The sequence below is a fragment of the Pseudomonas syringae genome, assembly GCF_000737245.1.
GTDB classification, from domain to species: domain Bacteria; phylum Pseudomonadota; class Gammaproteobacteria; order Pseudomonadales; family Pseudomonadaceae; genus Aquipseudomonas; species Aquipseudomonas syringae_J.
In genome coordinates this window covers 149336-167157 of the sequence record NZ_JPQU01000078.1, presented here as the reverse complement: position 1 = coordinate 167157, position 17822 = coordinate 149336, and the positions used below count along the sequence as shown (strand labels likewise).

General features: G+C 59.1%; 16 protein-coding genes. 13 read left to right on the top strand and 3 right to left on the bottom strand.

Features of this window, described 5'->3' with window-relative positions:
• Positions 1-11 precede the first annotated feature (11 nt).
• Positions 12-1547, bottom strand: a complete 1536-nt coding sequence (locus IV01_RS02850) for an HDOD domain-containing protein (protein ID WP_032631242.1) — start codon at positions 1545-1547, stop codon at positions 12-14.
• Positions 1548-1769: 222 nt separating this feature from the next.
• Between IV01_RS02850 and motA the strand changes: the two genes are divergently transcribed.
• Positions 1770-2621, top strand: coding sequence for a flagellar motor stator protein MotA (motA, locus tag IV01_RS02855; RefSeq protein ID WP_032631240.1), 852 nt, complete (start codon positions 1770-1772; stop codon positions 2619-2621).
• 3 nt (positions 2622-2624) lie between these two features.
• Entirely contained in the window at positions 2625-3647 is a 1023-nt protein-coding gene (gene motB / locus IV01_RS02860; RefSeq protein WP_032631239.1) for a flagellar motor protein MotB, read from the top strand.
• Positions 3648-3919: 272 nt separating this feature from the next.
• Here the strand turns inward: motB and rsgA are convergent, their stop codons facing one another.
• The gene (gene rsgA, locus IV01_RS02865; protein ID WP_032631238.1) at positions 3920-4951 is read right to left on the bottom strand and encodes a small ribosomal subunit biogenesis GTPase RsgA; all 1032 of its coding nucleotides are present in this window, start codon (positions 4949-4951) and stop codon (positions 3920-3922) included.
• 98 nt (positions 4952-5049) lie between these two features.
• Between rsgA and orn the strand changes: the two genes are divergently transcribed.
• Both orn and IV01_RS02875 read left to right on the top strand, forming a co-directional pair.
• Positions 5050-5586: an oligoribonuclease gene (orn, locus tag IV01_RS02870; RefSeq protein ID WP_032631236.1), complete on the top strand. Its 537-nt coding sequence runs from the start codon at positions 5050-5052 to the stop codon at positions 5584-5586.
• Between the two features lie 185 nt (positions 5587-5771).
• A complete protein-coding gene (locus tag IV01_RS02875; protein WP_032631234.1) occupies positions 5772-6386 on the top strand; it encodes a trimeric intracellular cation channel family protein in 615 nt (204 codons plus the stop codon).
• Positions 6387-6503: 117 nt separating this feature from the next.
• On the opposite strand, the gene queG is transcribed toward IV01_RS02875, so the two are convergent.
• Positions 6504-7583 carry a tRNA epoxyqueuosine(34) reductase QueG gene (gene queG, locus IV01_RS02880; protein ID WP_032631233.1) on the bottom strand — a complete coding sequence of 360 codons (1080 nt, stop codon included), beginning with the start codon at positions 7581-7583 and terminating at the stop codon, positions 6504-6506.
• A 62-nt stretch (positions 7584-7645) separates the two neighbouring features.
• On the opposite strand from queG, the gene IV01_RS02885 reads away from it, so the two are divergent.
• The 9 genes from IV01_RS02885 to hflC all read left to right on the top strand — a co-directional run bounded on the left by IV01_RS02885 (position 7646) and on the right by hflC (position 17776).
• Positions 7646-9142 carry an NAD(P)H-hydrate dehydratase gene (locus IV01_RS02885; protein ID WP_032631232.1) on the top strand — a complete coding sequence of 499 codons (1497 nt, stop codon included), beginning with the start codon at positions 7646-7648 and terminating at the stop codon, positions 9140-9142.
• Complete coding sequence (tsaE, locus tag IV01_RS02890) at positions 9130-9600, top strand: tRNA (adenosine(37)-N6)-threonylcarbamoyltransferase complex ATPase subunit type 1 TsaE (RefSeq protein WP_032631231.1); 471 nt, start codon at positions 9130-9132, stop codon at positions 9598-9600. Before IV01_RS02885 ends, tsaE begins: the two co-directional genes overlap by 13 nt.
• Before the next feature lie 14 nt (positions 9601-9614).
• Positions 9615-11036, top strand: coding sequence for an N-acetylmuramoyl-L-alanine amidase (locus tag IV01_RS02895; protein WP_032631315.1), 1422 nt, complete (start codon positions 9615-9617; stop codon positions 11034-11036).
• On the top strand, positions 11033-13000 hold the full coding sequence (mutL, locus tag IV01_RS02900; RefSeq protein ID WP_032631230.1) for a DNA mismatch repair endonuclease MutL: 1968 nt from the start codon (positions 11033-11035) through the stop codon (positions 12998-13000). Before IV01_RS02895 ends, mutL begins: the two co-directional genes overlap by 4 nt.
• Positions 13001-13972 carry a tRNA (adenosine(37)-N6)-dimethylallyltransferase MiaA gene (gene miaA, locus IV01_RS02905; RefSeq protein WP_032631229.1) on the top strand — a complete coding sequence of 324 codons (972 nt, stop codon included), beginning with the start codon at positions 13001-13003 and terminating at the stop codon, positions 13970-13972.
• Positions 13973-14060: 88 nt separating this feature from the next.
• Positions 14061-14321 carry an RNA chaperone Hfq gene (gene hfq / locus IV01_RS02910; protein WP_032631228.1) on the top strand — a complete coding sequence of 87 codons (261 nt, stop codon included), beginning with the start codon at positions 14061-14063 and terminating at the stop codon, positions 14319-14321.
• Positions 14322-14333: 12 nt separating this feature from the next.
• Positions 14334-15635, top strand: a complete 1302-nt coding sequence (gene hflX, locus IV01_RS02915) for a ribosome rescue GTPase HflX (protein WP_032631227.1) — start codon at positions 14334-14336, stop codon at positions 15633-15635.
• A 96-nt stretch (positions 15636-15731) separates the two neighbouring features.
• Complete coding sequence (hflK, locus tag IV01_RS02920) at positions 15732-16907, top strand: FtsH protease activity modulator HflK (RefSeq protein WP_032631226.1); 1176 nt, start codon at positions 15732-15734, stop codon at positions 16905-16907.
• Positions 16907-17776 carry a protease modulator HflC gene (hflC, locus tag IV01_RS02925; protein WP_032631225.1) on the top strand — a complete coding sequence of 290 codons (870 nt, stop codon included), beginning with the start codon at positions 16907-16909 and terminating at the stop codon, positions 17774-17776. Before hflK ends, hflC begins: the two co-directional genes overlap by 1 nt.
• Positions 17777-17822 lie beyond the last annotated feature (46 nt).

The window sequence follows — 17822 nt, the reverse complement described above, 5'->3', positions numbered from 1 at the left end:
TAGCCTAGCTGTCAGGCTTTGCGACCACTAAAGCTGGTCAGCGCACGTTCGATGCATTGACAGGTTTTCCCGAAAGCCTGCACGGAAGTTTCCGAAAGTGGCCCGCCGCCCTGGTCCGCAACCACCAGCATCACCACTTTGCTGTTGCTGCTCAGGGATCTGATCAGCCAGTGTTTGCCGGGGAACAATGCCTTGAGGTTGCCCGGCAACAGCGCCGAAAACTGCTCGATATTGGTGGGCGTCATGCGCAACTGAGTCGGCTGTGTCAGAAGGCGCTGCAGCACGGTACTTTCTTTTATAGAGAGCGTCAGGGTCGCGGTTTCACTTCGCAGGCCGGCGATCTGATGCACGCGCAGCAGCGTCGCGGTCTTGTCCAGCATCAACAGCATGACCCGCTCCATGCCGCAAGACACAAGGGCGTCACGTGCCGAGGTGGTCAAGTGCATCGCGTTGCTGAACGGCGAGGGATCCATCAATAGCTGGCCGCAGTTTTTGCGCCAGTCTTGCAACAGCTCGGGCGAAGGCGGTGGCGCAGCCTGCAGCTTGCTGTGAATGCGCCGGGTTTGCCAAGGCCAGAGCAGCGCTTCGGCCGGATGCCACAAGCCGGGGTCGATATGTTGTCGGGCGCTGGACACGGCGTTCTGGTGGGCCTGTTGCTGAACGTCGCCCATGCTCTGTTGCAGATAAAGGCTGGTCAGCAATTCCCAGCGCAGACAGTGCGGGCTGTCCCATGCCTGCTGTGCCGAAAGCGCAATCCCATTGCCCAGCAGCACAGTATTGGCCGGCTGATTGAACCAGCGACGCAGGCTGGGATCGGCGTCCATTAATTGCTGTTGTTGCAGTGGATCGTCTATGGCCCGGGCGATATGCAGCGCCTTGACCAATTGACGGCGTTCGCTGATCAGCAATTTGTAACCTTGCGTGACCCAAACCGGCAGACGCCATAGCGTCGCGAGCTCGGCGCACAGTTCAAGAAGGCTGACGCCAAACAGTTGCTTTTCTACAGCCCGAGCTGACTCACCCTTATGGATGACCCGCAATTCCCACTCATCAAGCAGCTTTGGATGAGCCAGTGCCATAGGCCAGAGCGGCGACAGAAACAGCAGGCTGCCCAGATGAATGTCTTGCCACAGACGTGCAAGACGGCTGGCAAACAAACCATTGGACTGCCGGCTGGCATGTTGGCTGATCAGCATCAGTTGTCGGAAGGTCGCGGGGATTTTCGCTGTCTCAAGGGCTGGCAATCTATTGAGCAGCACCTCGGTACGCGCCAGTCCCAGCCGTGTGATCGCCACTTCCAGGCTTTCGGCGGGTTCAGTCAGGCCTGTGCTTTTATGGTTCGCCTCACGCATGACGCTCAGGACCAGCGTCGGGCTGTCCTGCATCAAGTCTGCGATTTCCCGCAATGAACGCTGGCTGTCATTAAGCGCGCTGCGAACCTTGCTGTGGCTGATCAAAGGCACGGGGAGCGCAATGCTGTCCAGTTGCTTTAGCCAGGCATCAAGGGTCTTCGGAACAGGAAGCGGTGTCGAGGTATCTGGAAGCATGCATCAGGCCCGTGCGACTGAATATTTTAGGCAGTAGACACTGCGGAGCTAACTGCGGAAGCAAGCGGTTTCGACACCGATTGTGGGTACCCGTTCAGGGGGGTAACTGGCTTTTCAGATTTTCTGCCTATAGTCTGGCCCACATATGCCGATAAGTAGAAGAAGAGTTTCAAGAACTTCCGCACACGTCCCTGAACCTGACTCAGTAAGTACCTTCTACCTATGGCTAAAATTATCGGCATCATCGTCGTTTTCGCGAGCGTGCTTGGCGGTTACGTCCTTTCACACGGCAAGATTGCCGCGCTGATTCAGCCTTTTGAGGTGTTGATCATCGGTGGTGCGGCACTGGGCGCGTTCTTGCAGGCCAACCCTGGCTACATGACCATGCACGTGATGAAGAAGTCGCTGAAGATGTTCGGCACTCGCTTCACTCATGCTTTCTACCTGGAAGTGCTGGGCCTGGTGTACGAGATTCTCAACAAGAGCCGTCGTGAGGGGATGATGGCGATTGAAGGGGACATCGAGGACGCGGCGGCCAGCCCGATTTTCGCCAAATACCCAGGCATCCTGAAGGATGAGCGGATGACGGCGTACATCTGTGATTACCTGCGCATCATGTCGTCCGGCAACATGGCTCCTCACGAGTTGGAAGGCCTGTTCGATATGGAATTGCAAAGCATCAAGGAAGAGCTTGGGCATCCTTCTCACGCCATCACCGGTATTGCTGACGGTATGCCGGGTTTCGGTATCGTGGCGGCGGTACTCGGTATCGTGGTGACCATGGCGTCTCTGGGCGACGGCGACAAAGCGGCCATCGGTAACCACGTAGGTGCGGCGTTGGTTGGTACTTTCTTCGGTATTCTCGCGGCCTATGGTTTCTTCGGTCCGCTGGCCACCTCCCTGGCGCACGACGCCAAGGAAGAGCTGAACGTCTATGAGGCCATCAAGGCTTCTCTGGTTGCCTCGGCTTCCGGCATGCCGCCTTCCCTGGCCGTCGAGTTCGGTCGCAAGGTTCTCTATCCAGCGCATCGGCCCAGCTTCAGTGAGCTGGAACAAGCGGTTCGCGGTCGCTGAGTCATGGAAAATAATCAGCCGATAATCGTCAAGCGCGTCAAGCGCTACGAAGGTGGTCACCACGGCGGGGCATGGAAAATCGCCTTCGCCGACTTCGCGACCGCCATGATGGCCTTCTTTCTGGTGCTGTGGCTGATGTCTTCAGCCACGCCGGAACAGTTGATCGCCATCGCCGGTTACTTCAAGGATCCGGTCGGGTTCTCTGACAGCGGCTCTCCCTATGTGATCGACCTGGGCGGCTCGCCGGAAATGTCCCCGGACCAGACGCTGAACCCGGAGATCAAGTCCACGCCGACCCCGGATACCGTGCCGATCGAATCCGACACCTCAGAGGCCAAGGCCGAAGAGGTTGAGCAGGAGCGCCTGGAGTTGTTGCTGCAAGAATTGCAGAACAAGATCAACGAGAACCCGGACCTGCAGAAATTCAAGGATCAGATCCATTTCGAGATTACTCAGGATGGTCTGCGGATCCAGATTACAGACGCTGATAACCGGCCGATGTTCGACTTGGGCAGCGCGCGCCTCAAGCCCTATTTCGAAGACATTCTGCTGGCCATGGCCGACACCATCAAAGCGGTGCCGAACAAAATCAGTATCAGCGGGCACACCGACGGCAAGCCTTATGTGGGTAATGGCGAGTTCGGTAACTGGGAACTGTCGGCCAATCGGGCCAACTCGGCACGTCGCGCTCTGGTTGCAGGCACCTACCCGGAAAACCAGGTAGCGCGGGTAGTCGGCTATGCGTCGTCGATGCTATTTGACCGCGAGCATCCGCAAAACCCGATCAACCGGCGCATCGATATCATGGTCCTGACCAAGAAAGCCATGCAGCGTATTGAAGGCAGCCAGGTTTACAGGGGCGGCCAGAGCAAAGGTCCGGCCGCTGCGCCTGCACCGGCTGCGCCAGTAAACCCTAGAATCCAGCCGCCGGATGATCCACAGGCCTACGCCCAGCCGCATGAAGTCCGACAGAAGATGAACCTGTTTGAGGACGGCACAATCAAGATGCAAGAGACGAAGAACTGACGTTCTAGCGGTTTAGCGGCGAGCTTCATGCTGCAAGTGAAAAGCCCGGACTTGTGAGAGTCCGGGCTTTTTTGTCTCGAAGTTGACCTGTGGGAGCGAGCTTGCTCGCGAAGAGGCCGGTTCTTCTGACGTGTTTTCTGCGGCTGAAACATAGCCTTCGCGAGCAAGCTCGCTCCCACAGCTAATGTGGCCAGCCAGACAGTCATATCCAGCACGAAAAAGCCCGGACTCTCGAGAATCCGGGCTTTTCACTTGCAGCTTGAAGCTGCTCCTCAGTAACTGCTCTCGGGCAAGCTGGCGATGATCGAGCGGTAGCTGTTCATGCGCTGTTGCTGGACGCGGCCTTCTTCCAGTGCGATCAGCAGTGCACAGCCCGGTTCGCGGTCGTGCTTGCAGTCGCGGAAGCGGCAGGTGCCGATCAGGTCGTTGAACTCAATGAAACCGGCCTCGACATCGGCGCGGCTCACATGGCCCAGGCCGAATTCGCGGATACCCGGTGAGTCGATCAGATCGCCGCCACCCGGGAAGTGGAACAGGCGGGCGGTAGTCGTGGTGTGCGTGCCCTGGCCGGACACTTCGGACAACGGACCGACCCGGGTTTCGACTTCCGGCAACAGGCTGTTGACCAGCGAAGACTTGCCTACGCCGGACTGACCGACGAACACGCTGATGTGCCCATCCAACTGCGTCTGCAGCTGTTGCATGCCATCGCCGTGGTGCGCCGACACTTCGAGCACCGGGTAACCCAGTGTGCGATAAACCGCCAGCAGGGCGTTGAGCGCCGGAGCATTCTGCTCGTCGATCAAGTCGAATTTGTTCAGCAGCAACAGCGGCCGAATGCCCGCATGCTCGGCGGCGACCAGGTAGCGGTCGATCAGATTGGCGTGAGGCTCGGGCATGGGCGCGAACACGATCACGATCAAATCGACGTTGGCTGCAACCGGCTTGAGTTGGCCACGGCTGTCGGGACGACACAGCTCGGTGCTGCGCGGCAATTGCGCGACGATGACGCCGATGCCCTGATTGCCAGCTCGCCAGACAACCCGGTCGCCGGTGACCAGGGCGGGCAGGTTGGCCCGCAAGTGGCAGCGGAATACCTGGCCGGTTTGCTCGCCGTCCTGAGCCTCGACCTCGACTTGCACGCCGAAGTGCGCGATGACCAGTCCAGTCTGCTCAGGGCCGAGATCGCCACCCTCCAGCGTTTCCAGAGTCTGGGACTCACGTTTTGCGGCGCGGGCGGCGCGCTCGCCTTGAATTTTTTCGATGCGCCAGTTTTGACGACGATTGAGTTGGCGTTTGGCCATGGGTGTTCCGAGTGATAAAGCAGCTGAATAAGTAAACGCGGGGGAGTCTAGCATGCCGGGGTGAGCTAAACTGCGCGCCTACGCTGAGGAGCCAACATATGCAGAACAAGCAGAACCTGATCTGGATCGATCTGGAAATGACCGGTCTTGATCCGGACACCGACGTCATCATCGAAATGGCCACCATCATCACCGACAGCGAACTCAACACCCTGGCTGAAGGCCCGGTTATCGCTGTGCACCAGAGTGACGAAACCCTGGCGAAGATGGACGAGTGGAACACCCGTCAGCACGGCGGTTCGGGCCTGACCCAGCGGGTTCGCGAGAGCACCATCAGCATGGCTGAAGCCGAAGCCGAGACCCTCGAGTTCATCAAACTGTGGGTGCCAGAGCGCAGCTCGCCGATCTGCGGCAACAGCATCTGCCAGGATCGCCGCTTCCTGTATCGACACATGCCGGCCCTGGAAAATTACTTCCACTACCGCAACCTCGACGTCTCCACGCTCAAAGAGCTGGCCGCCCGCTGGTCGCCTGAGCTGAAGTTCAACAAAGGCAGCACCCACCTGGCCCTGGACGACATCCGTGAATCCATCGCTGAGCTGCGTTTCTATCGCGAGCATTTCATAAAGGTTTAACAGACGCCAAAGCCCGGTAGGAGCGCGCTTGCCCGCGATAGCTATGCATCAGGCAACGAATTTTTCGACTGTTACATCGAATCGCGGGCAAGCGCGCTCCTACGGTGGTTGGGGTGCCGATTATCGCTTTGCCCTCTTTTGGTGCTTGCCCTAAACTGCGCGGCTTTGTCGCAGGGACTGCCGCCATGTTGTTGATGCTTTATCTGATCGCCATCACTGCTGAAGCCATGACCGGTGCCTTGTCCGCGGGTAAGCGTGGCATGGACTGGTTTGGTGTAGTGCTGATTGCCTGTGTGACAGCGCTCGGCGGCGGCTCAGTGCGCGACGTGCTGCTCGGGCATTACCCGCTGACTTGGGTCAAACACCCGGAATACCTGATTCTGACCAGCGTGGCGGCGCTGTTGACGATTTTCATCGCGCCCCTGATGCGTCACCTGCGTTCGCTGTTTCTGGTGCTCGATGCTCTGGGTCTGGTGGCCTTTACCCTGATTGGCTGCATGACCGCGCTTGAGACCGGAACCGGTTTACTGGTGGCATCGGTGTGTGGCGTGATCACCGGGGTATTTGGCGGCATCCTGCGGGATATTTTCTGTAACGACATCCCTCTGGTTTTCCGGCGGGAGCTTTACGCCAGCGTCTCGTTCCTGGCTGCTTGGTGCTTCTTGCTATGCCAGCACCTGCAGTTGCCTCAGGAGCAAAGCATCCTTATCACTCTGTTCGGTGGGCTGCTGCTGCGCTTGCTGGCGATCCGCTTCAACTGGAATATGCCGAAGTTTGTCTACAAGGGTGATGAGCACTAATCAGGTGATCGCCGCTTTTCCTGTGGGAGCGAATTCATTCGCGAAAGGGCCAGTACATCCAATGCATGGCCAGGGTTTGGAATACCGCATTCGCGAATGAATTCGCTCCCACTGTGATCAAAACCCATGCTGTTTCAGCGCCCACTCCACATGCTCTCTCACCAACTCCGATGGGTAGTCCCGGCGTGCTTCCAGGGCTTGGAGTACGGGAATGGTCGACGGCGCATTGCCCAATCCCACCGCCAGATTACGCAGCCAGCGTTCGTATCCGGCGCGGCGCAAGGGGGAGCCTTCAGTGTTGCTAAGGAATTTATCCTCATCCCACATGAACAGCTCGGCCAGGCCGGCGTTATCCAGGTTATGCCGGGGCTGGAAATCGCTTTGATCGGTCGGGCGCGCAAAGCGGTTCCAGGGGCAGACAATCTGGCAATCATCACAGCCGAACACCCGGTTGCCAATCAATGGCCGCAACTCTTCCGGAATCGCAGTTTTCAGCTCTATCGTCAGGTAGGAAATACAACGCCGGGCATCCAGCACATAAGGCCCGACAAAGGCGGCCGTCGGGCAAATGTCCAGGCATGCGGTGCAGCGCCCGCAATGCTCGGTGGCATGGGGCTCATCCACAGGCAAGGGCAAATCAACAAATAGCTCACTGAGAAAGAAAAAGCTGCCAGCCTTGCGATTCAGCACCAGGGTGTTTTTGCCGATCCACCCCAGCCCCGCCTGTTCGGCGATGGCTTTTTCCAGTACCGGCGCACTGTCGACAAAAGCCCGGTAACCGAACGGGCCGATGGCCTGTTGGATGCGTTCGGCAAGCTGCTGCACGCGTTTGCGGATCAGCTTGTGATAGTCGCGACCCAATGCGTAGCGTGAAACGTAGGCTTTTTCCGGCTCGGCCAGACGCTGGGCCATCTCCGTATCGCCGGGCAGATAATCCATGCGCAGCGAAACCACGCGCAACGTTCCGGGCACCAGTTCATCGGGATGCGAACGTTTGCTGCCGTGCGCTGCCATATAGTCCATCTCACCGTGATAGCCCGCCTCAAGCCAGCGCTCGAGATGCTGCTCGTGTTCGGCGAGATCGAGCCCGGCAATCCCGACTTGCTGAAAGCCCAGCTCACGGCCCCACTCCTTGATCGATTGAGCAAGGGTGGCCAGGTCGGCAGTATTGGGTGAATCAACAGTTATAACGGGCATGCGCAAGGAGAAACCGGGTGGAGGTGCGTATAATTCTGCCAGACATCGGAGCCTAGAGACGCATGGTCATCACGAATCCCCAATTACCCGACGCGCTGTATAGCGCTGCGCAGGTCCGCGACCTCGATGCGAGGCTCATCGCGGCGGGTACCCCTGGCATGGAATTGATGGGGTGCGCCGCTCACGCTACCTGGCGCGCACTGCGTCGCCAATGGCCCGATGCTCACCAATTGACGGTACTGGCCGGGCGCGGCAATAACGCGGGCGACGGTTATCTGATCGCCGGATTGGCGCGCAAGGCTGGCTGGCACGTTCAGGTTCTGGCGGTAGGCGATCCAGCTGCTTTGCAAGGCGATGCAGCGTTTGCTCACGCCGAGGCTGTGGCGACTGGTGTCGATATTCTGCCTTGGGCTAATCAGCCGCTGAGCGGCATCGTGCTGGATGCTTTGCTGGGCACGGGCTTGAGTGGCGCGGTGCGCGAGCCCTATGCTTCGGCGATTGAAGCCGTCAACGCAAGCGGTCTGCCTGTGGTCGCGGTGGATATTCCTTCCGGGCTCAGCGCCGATACCGGGCAGATTCTGGGTGTTGCAGTGCGTGCCGATCTGACCGTGACCTTTATTGGCCTGAAATTGGGCCTGCTGACCGGTGAAGCTGCCGATCTGATCGGCGCGCTGGTGTTTGATGATCTTCAGGCTGACCCGGCTATCGTGGCGCAAACGCCGACCAGCGCCATCCGCCTGGACACGTTCAATCTGCCCCGGCTTTCCTCGCGTCCGCGCACAGCCCACAAAGGCATGTACGGTCGCGTGCTGGTCATCGGTGGCGATCACGGTTTTGGTGGCGCGACGCTGATGACTGCGCAGAGCGCGTTACGCAGTGGCGCGGGCATGGTGACCCTGGCAACACGCGCTGAACATATCCCTGCGGCGCTGATGCGCATGCCTGAGGTCATGAGCGCCGCCATCAGTTCGGCCAATCAGCTGATGGCGCTGATCCAGCCAGCCAGCGTCCTGGTGGTGGGCCCCGGTCTGGGCCTGGCCGGATGGGGGCGCAGCCTGCTGTCTGCTGCGGCCAATGCTGACCGGCCACAAGTCTGGGACGCTGACGCCCTCAATCAGTTGGCGCAAGGGTTTGTGAGCCTGCCCCCAGGCTGCGTAATCACCCCGCATCCAGGGGAAGCCGCCCGCCTGCTGGGGATCAACACCAAAGAGGTACAGGCCGATCGTCCTGCTGCGGCCCGCGCCCTGGCGCATAAATTCAACGCGGTCTGCGTGCTTAAAGGCACGGGCAGCCTGATCGCTGATGTCGACGGTCGTCTCGCGCTCTGTGATCGCGGCCATCCGGCCATGGCGACGGGTGGTCTGGGGGATGTGCTCGCGGGTCTGATCGGCGCACTGATGGCGCAAAAAATGAAACCGTTCGATGCTGCCTGCCTGGGCGTCTGGCTGCACGCCAGCGCCGGGGAAAAGATGGGCAAAATGGGCCGCGGGCTGGCAGCCAGTGATGTGATCCCGGCCATTCGTCAGTTATTGGAGGAGCAACAACCGTGTCTGAGTTAACGCTGCATTTGGTCGGTGAAGAGGCCATGACCAGCTTTGGTGCGCGTATTGCCCAAGTAACCAAAGGGGTGGGGATCATCTTTCTTGAAGGTGATCTCGGCGCCGGTAAAACCACTCTGTCCCGAGGGATCATCCGGGGTTTGGGGCATGTTGGCGCGGTCAAGAGCCCGACCTTCACCCTGGTTGAGCCCTATGAGCTGGGGGATGTGCGGGCTTTTCACTTTGACCTGTATCGGCTGGTGGACCCCGAGGAGCTGGAGTACTTGGGCATCCGCGATTATCTGGAAGGCGATGCCCTTTGCCTCATGGAATGGCCTCAGCGTGGTGCAGGCTTTTTGCCAAAGCCTGACCTGACCATTACCATTAGGCCGCATGCGCAAGGTCGAGCACTGACTTTGAGCCCAACGGGCTCGCGTGGCGAAACCTGGTGTGCCGCTTTGGCGTTGGAATTCAAATAGAAATGGGGTTAGGTATGCGCATTCGCGCGCTGGTTACTGTAGTGGGGCTGCTTTTGACAGCCCTGGCTGTTGATGCGCTGGCAGCGACACAAGTACGAAGTGTCCGCTTATGGCGTGCACCGGATAACACACGCTTGGTTTTCGACCTCACCGGACCCGTCCAGCACAGCGTTTTTACCCTGACATCGCCTGATCGTCTGGTCATTGATATCAATGGTGCCACCCTTGCCGGGCCACTGAATGTGCCAATGGCCAATACGCCGATCACCAGCATGCGCTCTGCACAGCGTACGCCTACCGATTTGCGGGTGGTCATTGACCTGAAAAAGGCCGTGACGCCCAAAAGCTTCACCCTGGCGCCGAACCAGCAGTATGGCAACCGGCTGGTGGTCGATCTGTTCGATGAGGCCTCCGATGCCAATCCGACACCGACGATTATTGCCAACACCCCTGCGACCACCGCGCCAGCGGTGCCGGTTAGCCCGGCCAAACCCGAAATCAAGCTGACGCCTGTGCCTAACGGCAAGCGCGATATCGTGATTGTGATCGACGCAGGCCACGGCGGCGAAGACCCGGGCGCGTCTGGCAGCAGCGGGCAGAAAGAGAAAAACCTGGTGTTGTCCATCGCCAAAGAGCTGCAAAGGCAGATCAGCGCCGAGAAGGGCTATCGTGCGGAATTGACCCGCACCGGGGACTATTTCATCCCGCTGCGTAAGCGCACGGAGATTGCCCGGGCCAAGGGCGCTGACCTGTTTGTGTCGATCCACGCCGATGCTGCACCCTCAAGGGCTGCGTTCGGTGCTTCGGTATTTGCGCTGTCCGAGCGTGGTGCGACGTCTGAAACCGCGCGCTGGCTGGCGGACAGTGAAAACCGTTCCGACCTGATCGGTGGTGCCGGCGCCGTGAGCCTGGATGACAAAGACCGGATGCTGGCGGGCGTGCTGCTGGATCTTTCGATGACGGCGTCCTTGTCGTCCAGCCTTAACGTGGGTCAAAAAGTTCTCAGCAACATCGGCCGCGTCACTTCGCTGCACAAGCAGCGGGTCGAGCAAGCGGGCTTCATGGTGCTCAAGTCCCCGGACATCCCGTCGATTCTGGTGGAAACCGGCTTTATCTCCAACAATGCCGAAGCCAACAAGCTCAGCTCAGCGTCCCACCAACAGGCTCTGGCGCGTTCGATCAGCGCTGGCGTCCGGCAGTTCTTCCAGCAGAACCCGCCGCAGGGGACTTATATTGCCTGGCTGCGGGATACCGGCAAGCTGGCACAAGGGCCGCGCAACCATACAGTGCGCCCGGGTGAAAGCCTGTCCATGCTTGCCGCTCGTTACGACATGAGCCCTTCGGTGTTGCGCAATGCCAACAATCTGAAGACGGATGAGTTGCGCGTCGGCCAGGACCTGAAGATCCCCAGCTCCGAGGTAGCCACTCAGCCATGACCGATCTACTCGTGGACAGCGTTGAGCTGGACATTCAGGCTGAGTCGGGCGCAGCTCCGCTTACAGCTGCGCGCATCGAGCTGCTCAGCCCGCGGCTGGCCAACCAGATTGCCGCCGGTGAAGTGGTCGAGAGACCCGCGTCGGTCATCAAAGAACTGCTGGAAAACAGCCTTGATTCTGGTGCCAGACGCATTGATGTCGATGTGGAGCAGGCCGGGATCAAACTGCTGCGGGTCCGCGATGACGGTAGCGGCATTTCGCCGGACGATTTGCCCCTCGCTCTGGCGCGACATGCCACCAGCAAGATTCGCGAGCTTGAAGACCTTGAACGGGTCATGAGCCTTGGCTTTCGCGGGGAGGCGCTGGCCTCGATCAGCTCCGTCGCGCGGCTGACCCTGACCTCGCGCACTCGCGATGCCGATCAGGCCTGGCAGGTGGAAACCGAAGGTCGTGACATGGCGTCTCGGGTCCAGCCAGCGGCCCATCCGGTCGGCACCTCGGTTGAAGTGCGGGACCTGTTTTTCAACACCCCGGCGCGACGCAAGTTTCTCAAGGCGGAAAAAACCGAATTCGATCACCTGCAAGAAGTGATCAAGCGCATGGCGCTGGCCCGTTTCGACGTGGCGTTCCATTTGCGGCACAACGGCAAGACCATCCTCAGCCTCCACGAAGCCAACGACGATACCGCCCGTGCGCGACGTGTCTCGGCGATCTGCGGCCCTGGTTTTCTGGAGCAGGCGCTGCCCATCGAGATCGAGCGCAATGGCTTGCATCTGTGGGGCTGGGTCGGGCTGCCGACTTTTTCCCGCAGCCAGGCGGATCTGCAATATTTCTTTGTGAACGGCCGTGCGGTGCGCGACAAGCTGGTGGCACACGCAGTCCGTCAGGCCTACCGCGACGTGCTGTTCAATGGCCGTCACCCGACGTTCGTGCTGTTTTTCGAAGTCGATCCGGCCGTGGTCGATGTGAACGTGCACCCAACCAAGCACGAAGTCCGCTTCCGTGACGGGCGCATGGTCCATGACTTCCTTTACGGCACCCTGCATCGGGCCCTGGGCGATGTACGTCCTGAGGATCAACTGGCCGGTTCTGCGCCAGTGACCGCTGTCGAGCGGCCAAGCGGCCCTCAGGCTGGCGAGTTCGGCCCGCAGGGCGAGATGCGTCTGGCAGGTAATCTGCTTGAGCAGCCCCAGGCTCAGCCCTATTCAGCAGCGCCAGGTTCTGGCGCGGGCGCGGGCTATCAATATCAGTACACGCCACGGCCGACGGCGACATTGCCTGCTGCGGAAGCACAAACCGCCTATCGCGAGTTCTACGCGCCGCTGCCTGGTTCTCCAGCGGTTTCATTGCCCGGCTCATTACCTGAGACGCAAGGCGACATCCCGCCGCTGGGCTATGCACTGGCCCAGCTCAAAGGCATTTATATCCTTGCGGAAAACGCCCATGGTCTGGTGCTGGTGGACATGCACGCCGCTCACGAGCGGATCATGTACGAGCGTCTGAAAATCGCCATGGCCAGCGAAGGCCTCAGCGGGCAGCCGCTGCTGGTGCCTGAGTCCATCGCGGTCAGCCAGCGTGAAGCCGATTGCGCTGAAGAGCACCTTGCGACCTTCCAGCGCCTGGGCTTTGAATTACAGCGTCTGGGGCCGGAAACCCTGGCGATCCGCCAGATTCCGGCATTGCTCAAGCAGGCCGAGGCCAATCGGTTGGTCAGCGACGTGCTGGCCGATTTGATGGAGTACGGCACCAGCGACCGCGTGCAGGCGCATATGAATGAACTGCTCGGCACCATGGCCTGCCACGGTGCGATCCGCGCCAATCGTCGGCTGGCGATCCCGGAAATGAACGGTCTGCTGCGCGACATGGAAAATACCGAGCGCAGCGGTCAATGCAACCATGGCCGACCCACCTGGACCCAAATGGGCCTGGATGATCTGGACAAACTCTTTCTGCGCGGTCGTTGAATGAACGCTCTACCTCCGGCCATCTTCCTGATGGGGCCGACGGCTTCCGGCAAGACCGATCTTGCCATGGAACTCTGCAAGGTCCTGCCCTGCGAGCTGATCAGCGTGGATTCCGCGCTGGTCTATCGCGGCATGGACATCGGCACCGCCAAGCCTTCAAAAGAGCAGTTGACTGAGTTTCCCCATCGTCTGGTAGACATTCTCGACCCGGCGCAGAGCTACTCCGCAGCCGATTTTCGCACCGATGCTCTGGCGGCCATGGCAGAAATCACCGCTCGCGGAAAAATTCCGCTGCTGGTCGGCGGCACTATGTTGTATTTCAAGGCTCTACTAGACGGTCTGGCGGATATGCCAGCCGCCGATGCAGGGATTCGCGCGGAGCTGGAAGCGCAGGCCGCAGCCCATGGCTGGCAGGCTTTGCACGATCAGCTAGCGGTGGTCGACCCGGTGTCAGCGGCGCGCATACACCCAAATGACCCTCAGCGATTGATTCGTGCGCTGGAGGTTTATCGGGTGAGCGGTTTGAGCATGACAGCACATAGAGAACAACAAACTGCGCAAACTACTGATGCTGCGGCTTCTGGTAGGCCGCAATTGCCCTATACTGTCGCGAACCTGGCTATTGCTCCGGCAGATCGCAAGGTGTTACACGACCGCATCGCGACACGATTTTCAAATATGCTGGACCAGGGGTTCCTGGATGAAGTTCTGGCATTACGCTCAAGAGGCGACCTGCATCCGGGGTTGCCCTCGATAAGAGCCGTTGGTTACCGCCAGGTCTGGGATCATCTGGACGCAAAGCTGACATTTGCTGAAATGCAGGAGCGAGGGATCATTGCCACGCGCCAGTTGGCCAAACGACAGTTTACCTGGCTGCGCAGCTGGGAGGATTTGAACTGGTTGGACAGCCTGGCTTGCGACAATCTGCCACGCGCCTTGAAATACCTGGGGTCGGTCTCCATATTGAGCTGAGTCCTTGCAATAGCCGTCTATCCTTGGGGGGTGGCGGTTCAAGCCAATTGAATTCGAATTATTATTGATCCTTAAAGGAGTGCGGCACATGTCAAAAGGGCATTCGCTACAAGACCCTTACCTGAACACTTTACGTAAAGAAAAGGTTGGGGTTTCGATTTATCTCGTCAACGGTATCAAGCTGCAAGGCACGATCGAATCTTTCGACCAGTTTGTCATTTTGCTGAAGAACACCGTCAGCCAGATGGTCTACAAACACGCCATCTCCACCGTCGTACCGGTTCGTCCGATCCGTCTGCCTAGCGCAAACGAAGGTGAACAGGGCGACGCTGAGCCAGGTAACGCCTGATAGGAGTCTGCTTTGTTCTTTGAGCGCCACAGTGGTGGTGAGCGGGCAATCCTCGTTCATCTGGATGGTCAGGACCCTGAGGCGCGCGAAGACCCGCAGGAGTTTCAGGAGTTGGCCATATCGGCTGGCGCCGATACCGTCGCGTTCGTTAACGTGCCGCGTCATCGGCCATCGGCCAAATATCTGATAGGCAGCGGCAAGGTCGAGGAGCTTCGCGACCAGGTCAAAGCTGAAAAAGCCGATATTGTCATCTTCAATCACACGCTTACGCCCAGCCAGGAACGCAACCTCGAGAAAGTTTTCGAGTGTCGTGTGCTGGACCGTACGGGTCTGATTCTCGATATCTTTGCGCAACGTGCGCGTACTCATGAAGGTAAATTGCAGGTCGAGCTTGCACAGCTCGAGCACATGAGTACGCGTCTGGTTCGTGGCTGGACTCACCTTGAGCGTCAGGGTGGTGGTATCGGTCTGCGTGGTCCGGGCGAAACCCAGCTGGAAACCGACCGTCGTCTGTTGCGGGTGCGCCTGCGGCAGATCAAGGGCCGCCTGGAGAAAGTTCGCAGCCAGCGTGAGCAGGCTCGTCGCGGTCGTAAACGCGCCGACATCCCTTCGGTTTCACTGGTGGGTTATACCAACGCCGGCAAATCGACCCTGTTCAACGCTGTGACCGACTCTGATGTCTTCGCGGCGGATCAGCTGTTCGCAACCCTCGACCCGACCCTGCGTCGTCTGCAACTGGATGACTTGGGGCCTGTTGTACTGGCCGATACCGTGGGGTTCATCCGCCACCTGCCGCACAAACTCGTCGAGGCGTTTCGCTCTACACTCGAAGAATCAAGCAACTCAGACTTGCTGCTGCATGTGATCGACTCTCACGAGCCCGAGCGCATGGCGCAGATCGAGCAGGTGATGGTCGTGCTCGGCGAGATCGGTGCCGAGGGCTTGCCGATACTCGAGGTGTATAACAAACTCGACCTGCTTGAAGGTGTGGAGCCCCAGATACAGCGCGATGCCGACGGCAAACCGCAGCGTGTCTGGTTGTCTGCCCGTGATGGTCGGGGGCTGGACCTGCTCAAGCAGGCCATCGCCGAATTGCTGGGTGACGATTTGTTTATCGGCACCCTGCATCTGCCTCAGCGTCTGGCTCGGCTGCGTGCTCAGTTCTTTGAACTGGGTGCAGTGCAGAGTGAAGAGCACGACGAGGATGGGGCTAGTCTGTTGGCAGTACGTTTACCGCGAGTTGAATTCAATCGCCTGGTGAGTCGCGAAGGACTGCAGCCGCTGGAATTCATCGAGCAACACACTTTGCAATAAAAGCGTGAGAAAGCCGTTGTACGGCTTTCTCGGGCATTCTGTAGCATTGGTCGGCGCGCCGTGGGCGCGTCTTTGCTTTATCAGATGGAGAGCGCTATGGCTTGGAATGAGCCGGGTGGCAACTCGAATAATCAGGATCCTTGGGGTGGTAAGCGCAAGGGCGGCGGCGACCGCAAGGGGCCACCAGATCTCGACGAGGCCTTCCGAAAGCTACAGGAAAGCCTGAATGGGTTGTTCGGTGGTGGTAAGAAACGCAGTGGTGATGGCGGCGGTAACGGCAGCTCAGGCAAGGGCGGTGGTTTCGGCCTGCTGGGCATCGGGCTGGTCGTGCTGGTCGCGATATGGCTATACAGCGCCATTTATGTGGTCGACGAGCAAGAGCAGGCTGTGGTGCTGCGCTTCGGTCAGTACTACGAAACCGTAGGGCCGGGTTTGAACATCTACTTCCCGCCATTCGATCGCAAATTCATGGAAAACGTGACCCGCGAACGTGCCTACAGCAAACAAGGGCAAATGCTGACCGAAGACGAAAACATCGTCGAGGTCCCGCTCACCGTGCAGTACAAGATTTCCAATCTTCAGGATTTCGTACTGAACGTCGATCAGCCTGAAATCAGTCTTCAGCACGCTACCGAAAGTGCACTGCGCCATGTCGTGGGCTCCACGGCGATGGACCAGGTGCTTACCGAAGGTCGTGAGCTGATGGCGAGCGAGATCAAGGAGCGGCTGCAACGCTTCCTCGATACCTATCGCACCGGTATCACCGTGACTCAGGTAAACGTACAAAGTGCTGCCGCGCCTCGTGAGGTGCAAGAAGCATTCGATGACGTAATCAGAGCCCGTGAAGACGAACAGCGGTCCCGCAACCAGGCTGAAACCTACGCCAACGGTGTTATTCCGGAAGCTCGTGGTCAGGCCCAGCGCATCATCGAAGATGCCAATGGTTATCGCGATGAAGTGATATCTCGTGCCAAAGGTGAAGCTGATCGCTTTACCAAACTGGTTGCCGAGTATCGCAAGGCTCCGGAAGTCACGCGTGAACGTCTGTATCTGGACACCATGCAAGAGGTGTTCACCAATACCAGCAAGGTTCTCGTAACTGGAGAGAAGGGCGGCAACAATCTGCTTTATCTGCCGCTGGACAAGATGATCGAAAGTGGCCGTAACAGCAGCTCTGCCCCGACAACCGGTGCAGCCGCGACTGGTGCAGACGCTGGCGTTCGCGCCGCTGAGCTCCAGCAGCGCGATGTGCGTACAAGGGAGAGTCGCTGATGAGCAATAAATCGCTGATCGCCCTGATTGTTGCAGTGGTGCTGGCAGTCGTTGCCTGGAACAGCCTGTATATCGTGTCCCAGACTGAACGCGCGGTGATGCTGCAATTCGGTCGCGTGGTTGAGGCTGATGTCCAGCCGGGCCTGCATTTCAAGATTCCTTACGTCAATCAGGTGCGCAAGTTCGACGGTCGCCTGCTGACTCTGGATGCACCGACACAACGCTTCCTGACGCTGGAAAAGAAAGCGGTCATGGTCGACGCCTACGCCAAGTGGCGCGTGAAGAACGCTGAAACGTTCTACACCGCAACTTCCGGTCTCAAGCAGATCGCAGACGAACGTCTGTCGCGTCGTCTTGAATCCGGTCTGCGTGACCAGTTCGGTAAACGCACCCTGCATGAAGCTGTTTCGGGTGAGCGGGACGCCTTGATGGCTGACATCACGGCTTCGTTGAACCGCATGGCTGAAAAAGAGCTGGGCATCGAAGTCATCGATGTTCGGGTCAAGGCCATCGACCTGCCGAAAGAAGTGAACCGCAGCGTTTTCGAACGGATGAGTACCGAGCGTGAACGCGAGGCTCGCGAGCATCGCGCCAAGGGTAACGAGCTGGCTGAAGGCATCCGTGCCGACGCCGATCGTCAGCGTCGAGTGTTGCTGGCTGAAGCGTATCGGGAGTCTGAAGAGGCTCGCGGTGACGGTGATGCTCAGGCGTCCTCGATCTACTCCAAGGCTTACGGTCAGGACCAGGAGTTCTATGCGTTCTACCGCAGCCTGCGCGCCTATCGCGAAAGCTTCGCGAACAAAAGCGACGTGATGGTGCTGGATCCAAGCAGTGATTTCTTCCGCTATCTGGAAAAATCCAAGCCGTAGTTAATCTTCCCGCCGGGCGGCAAAACCGTCTGGCGGGGTGATCACG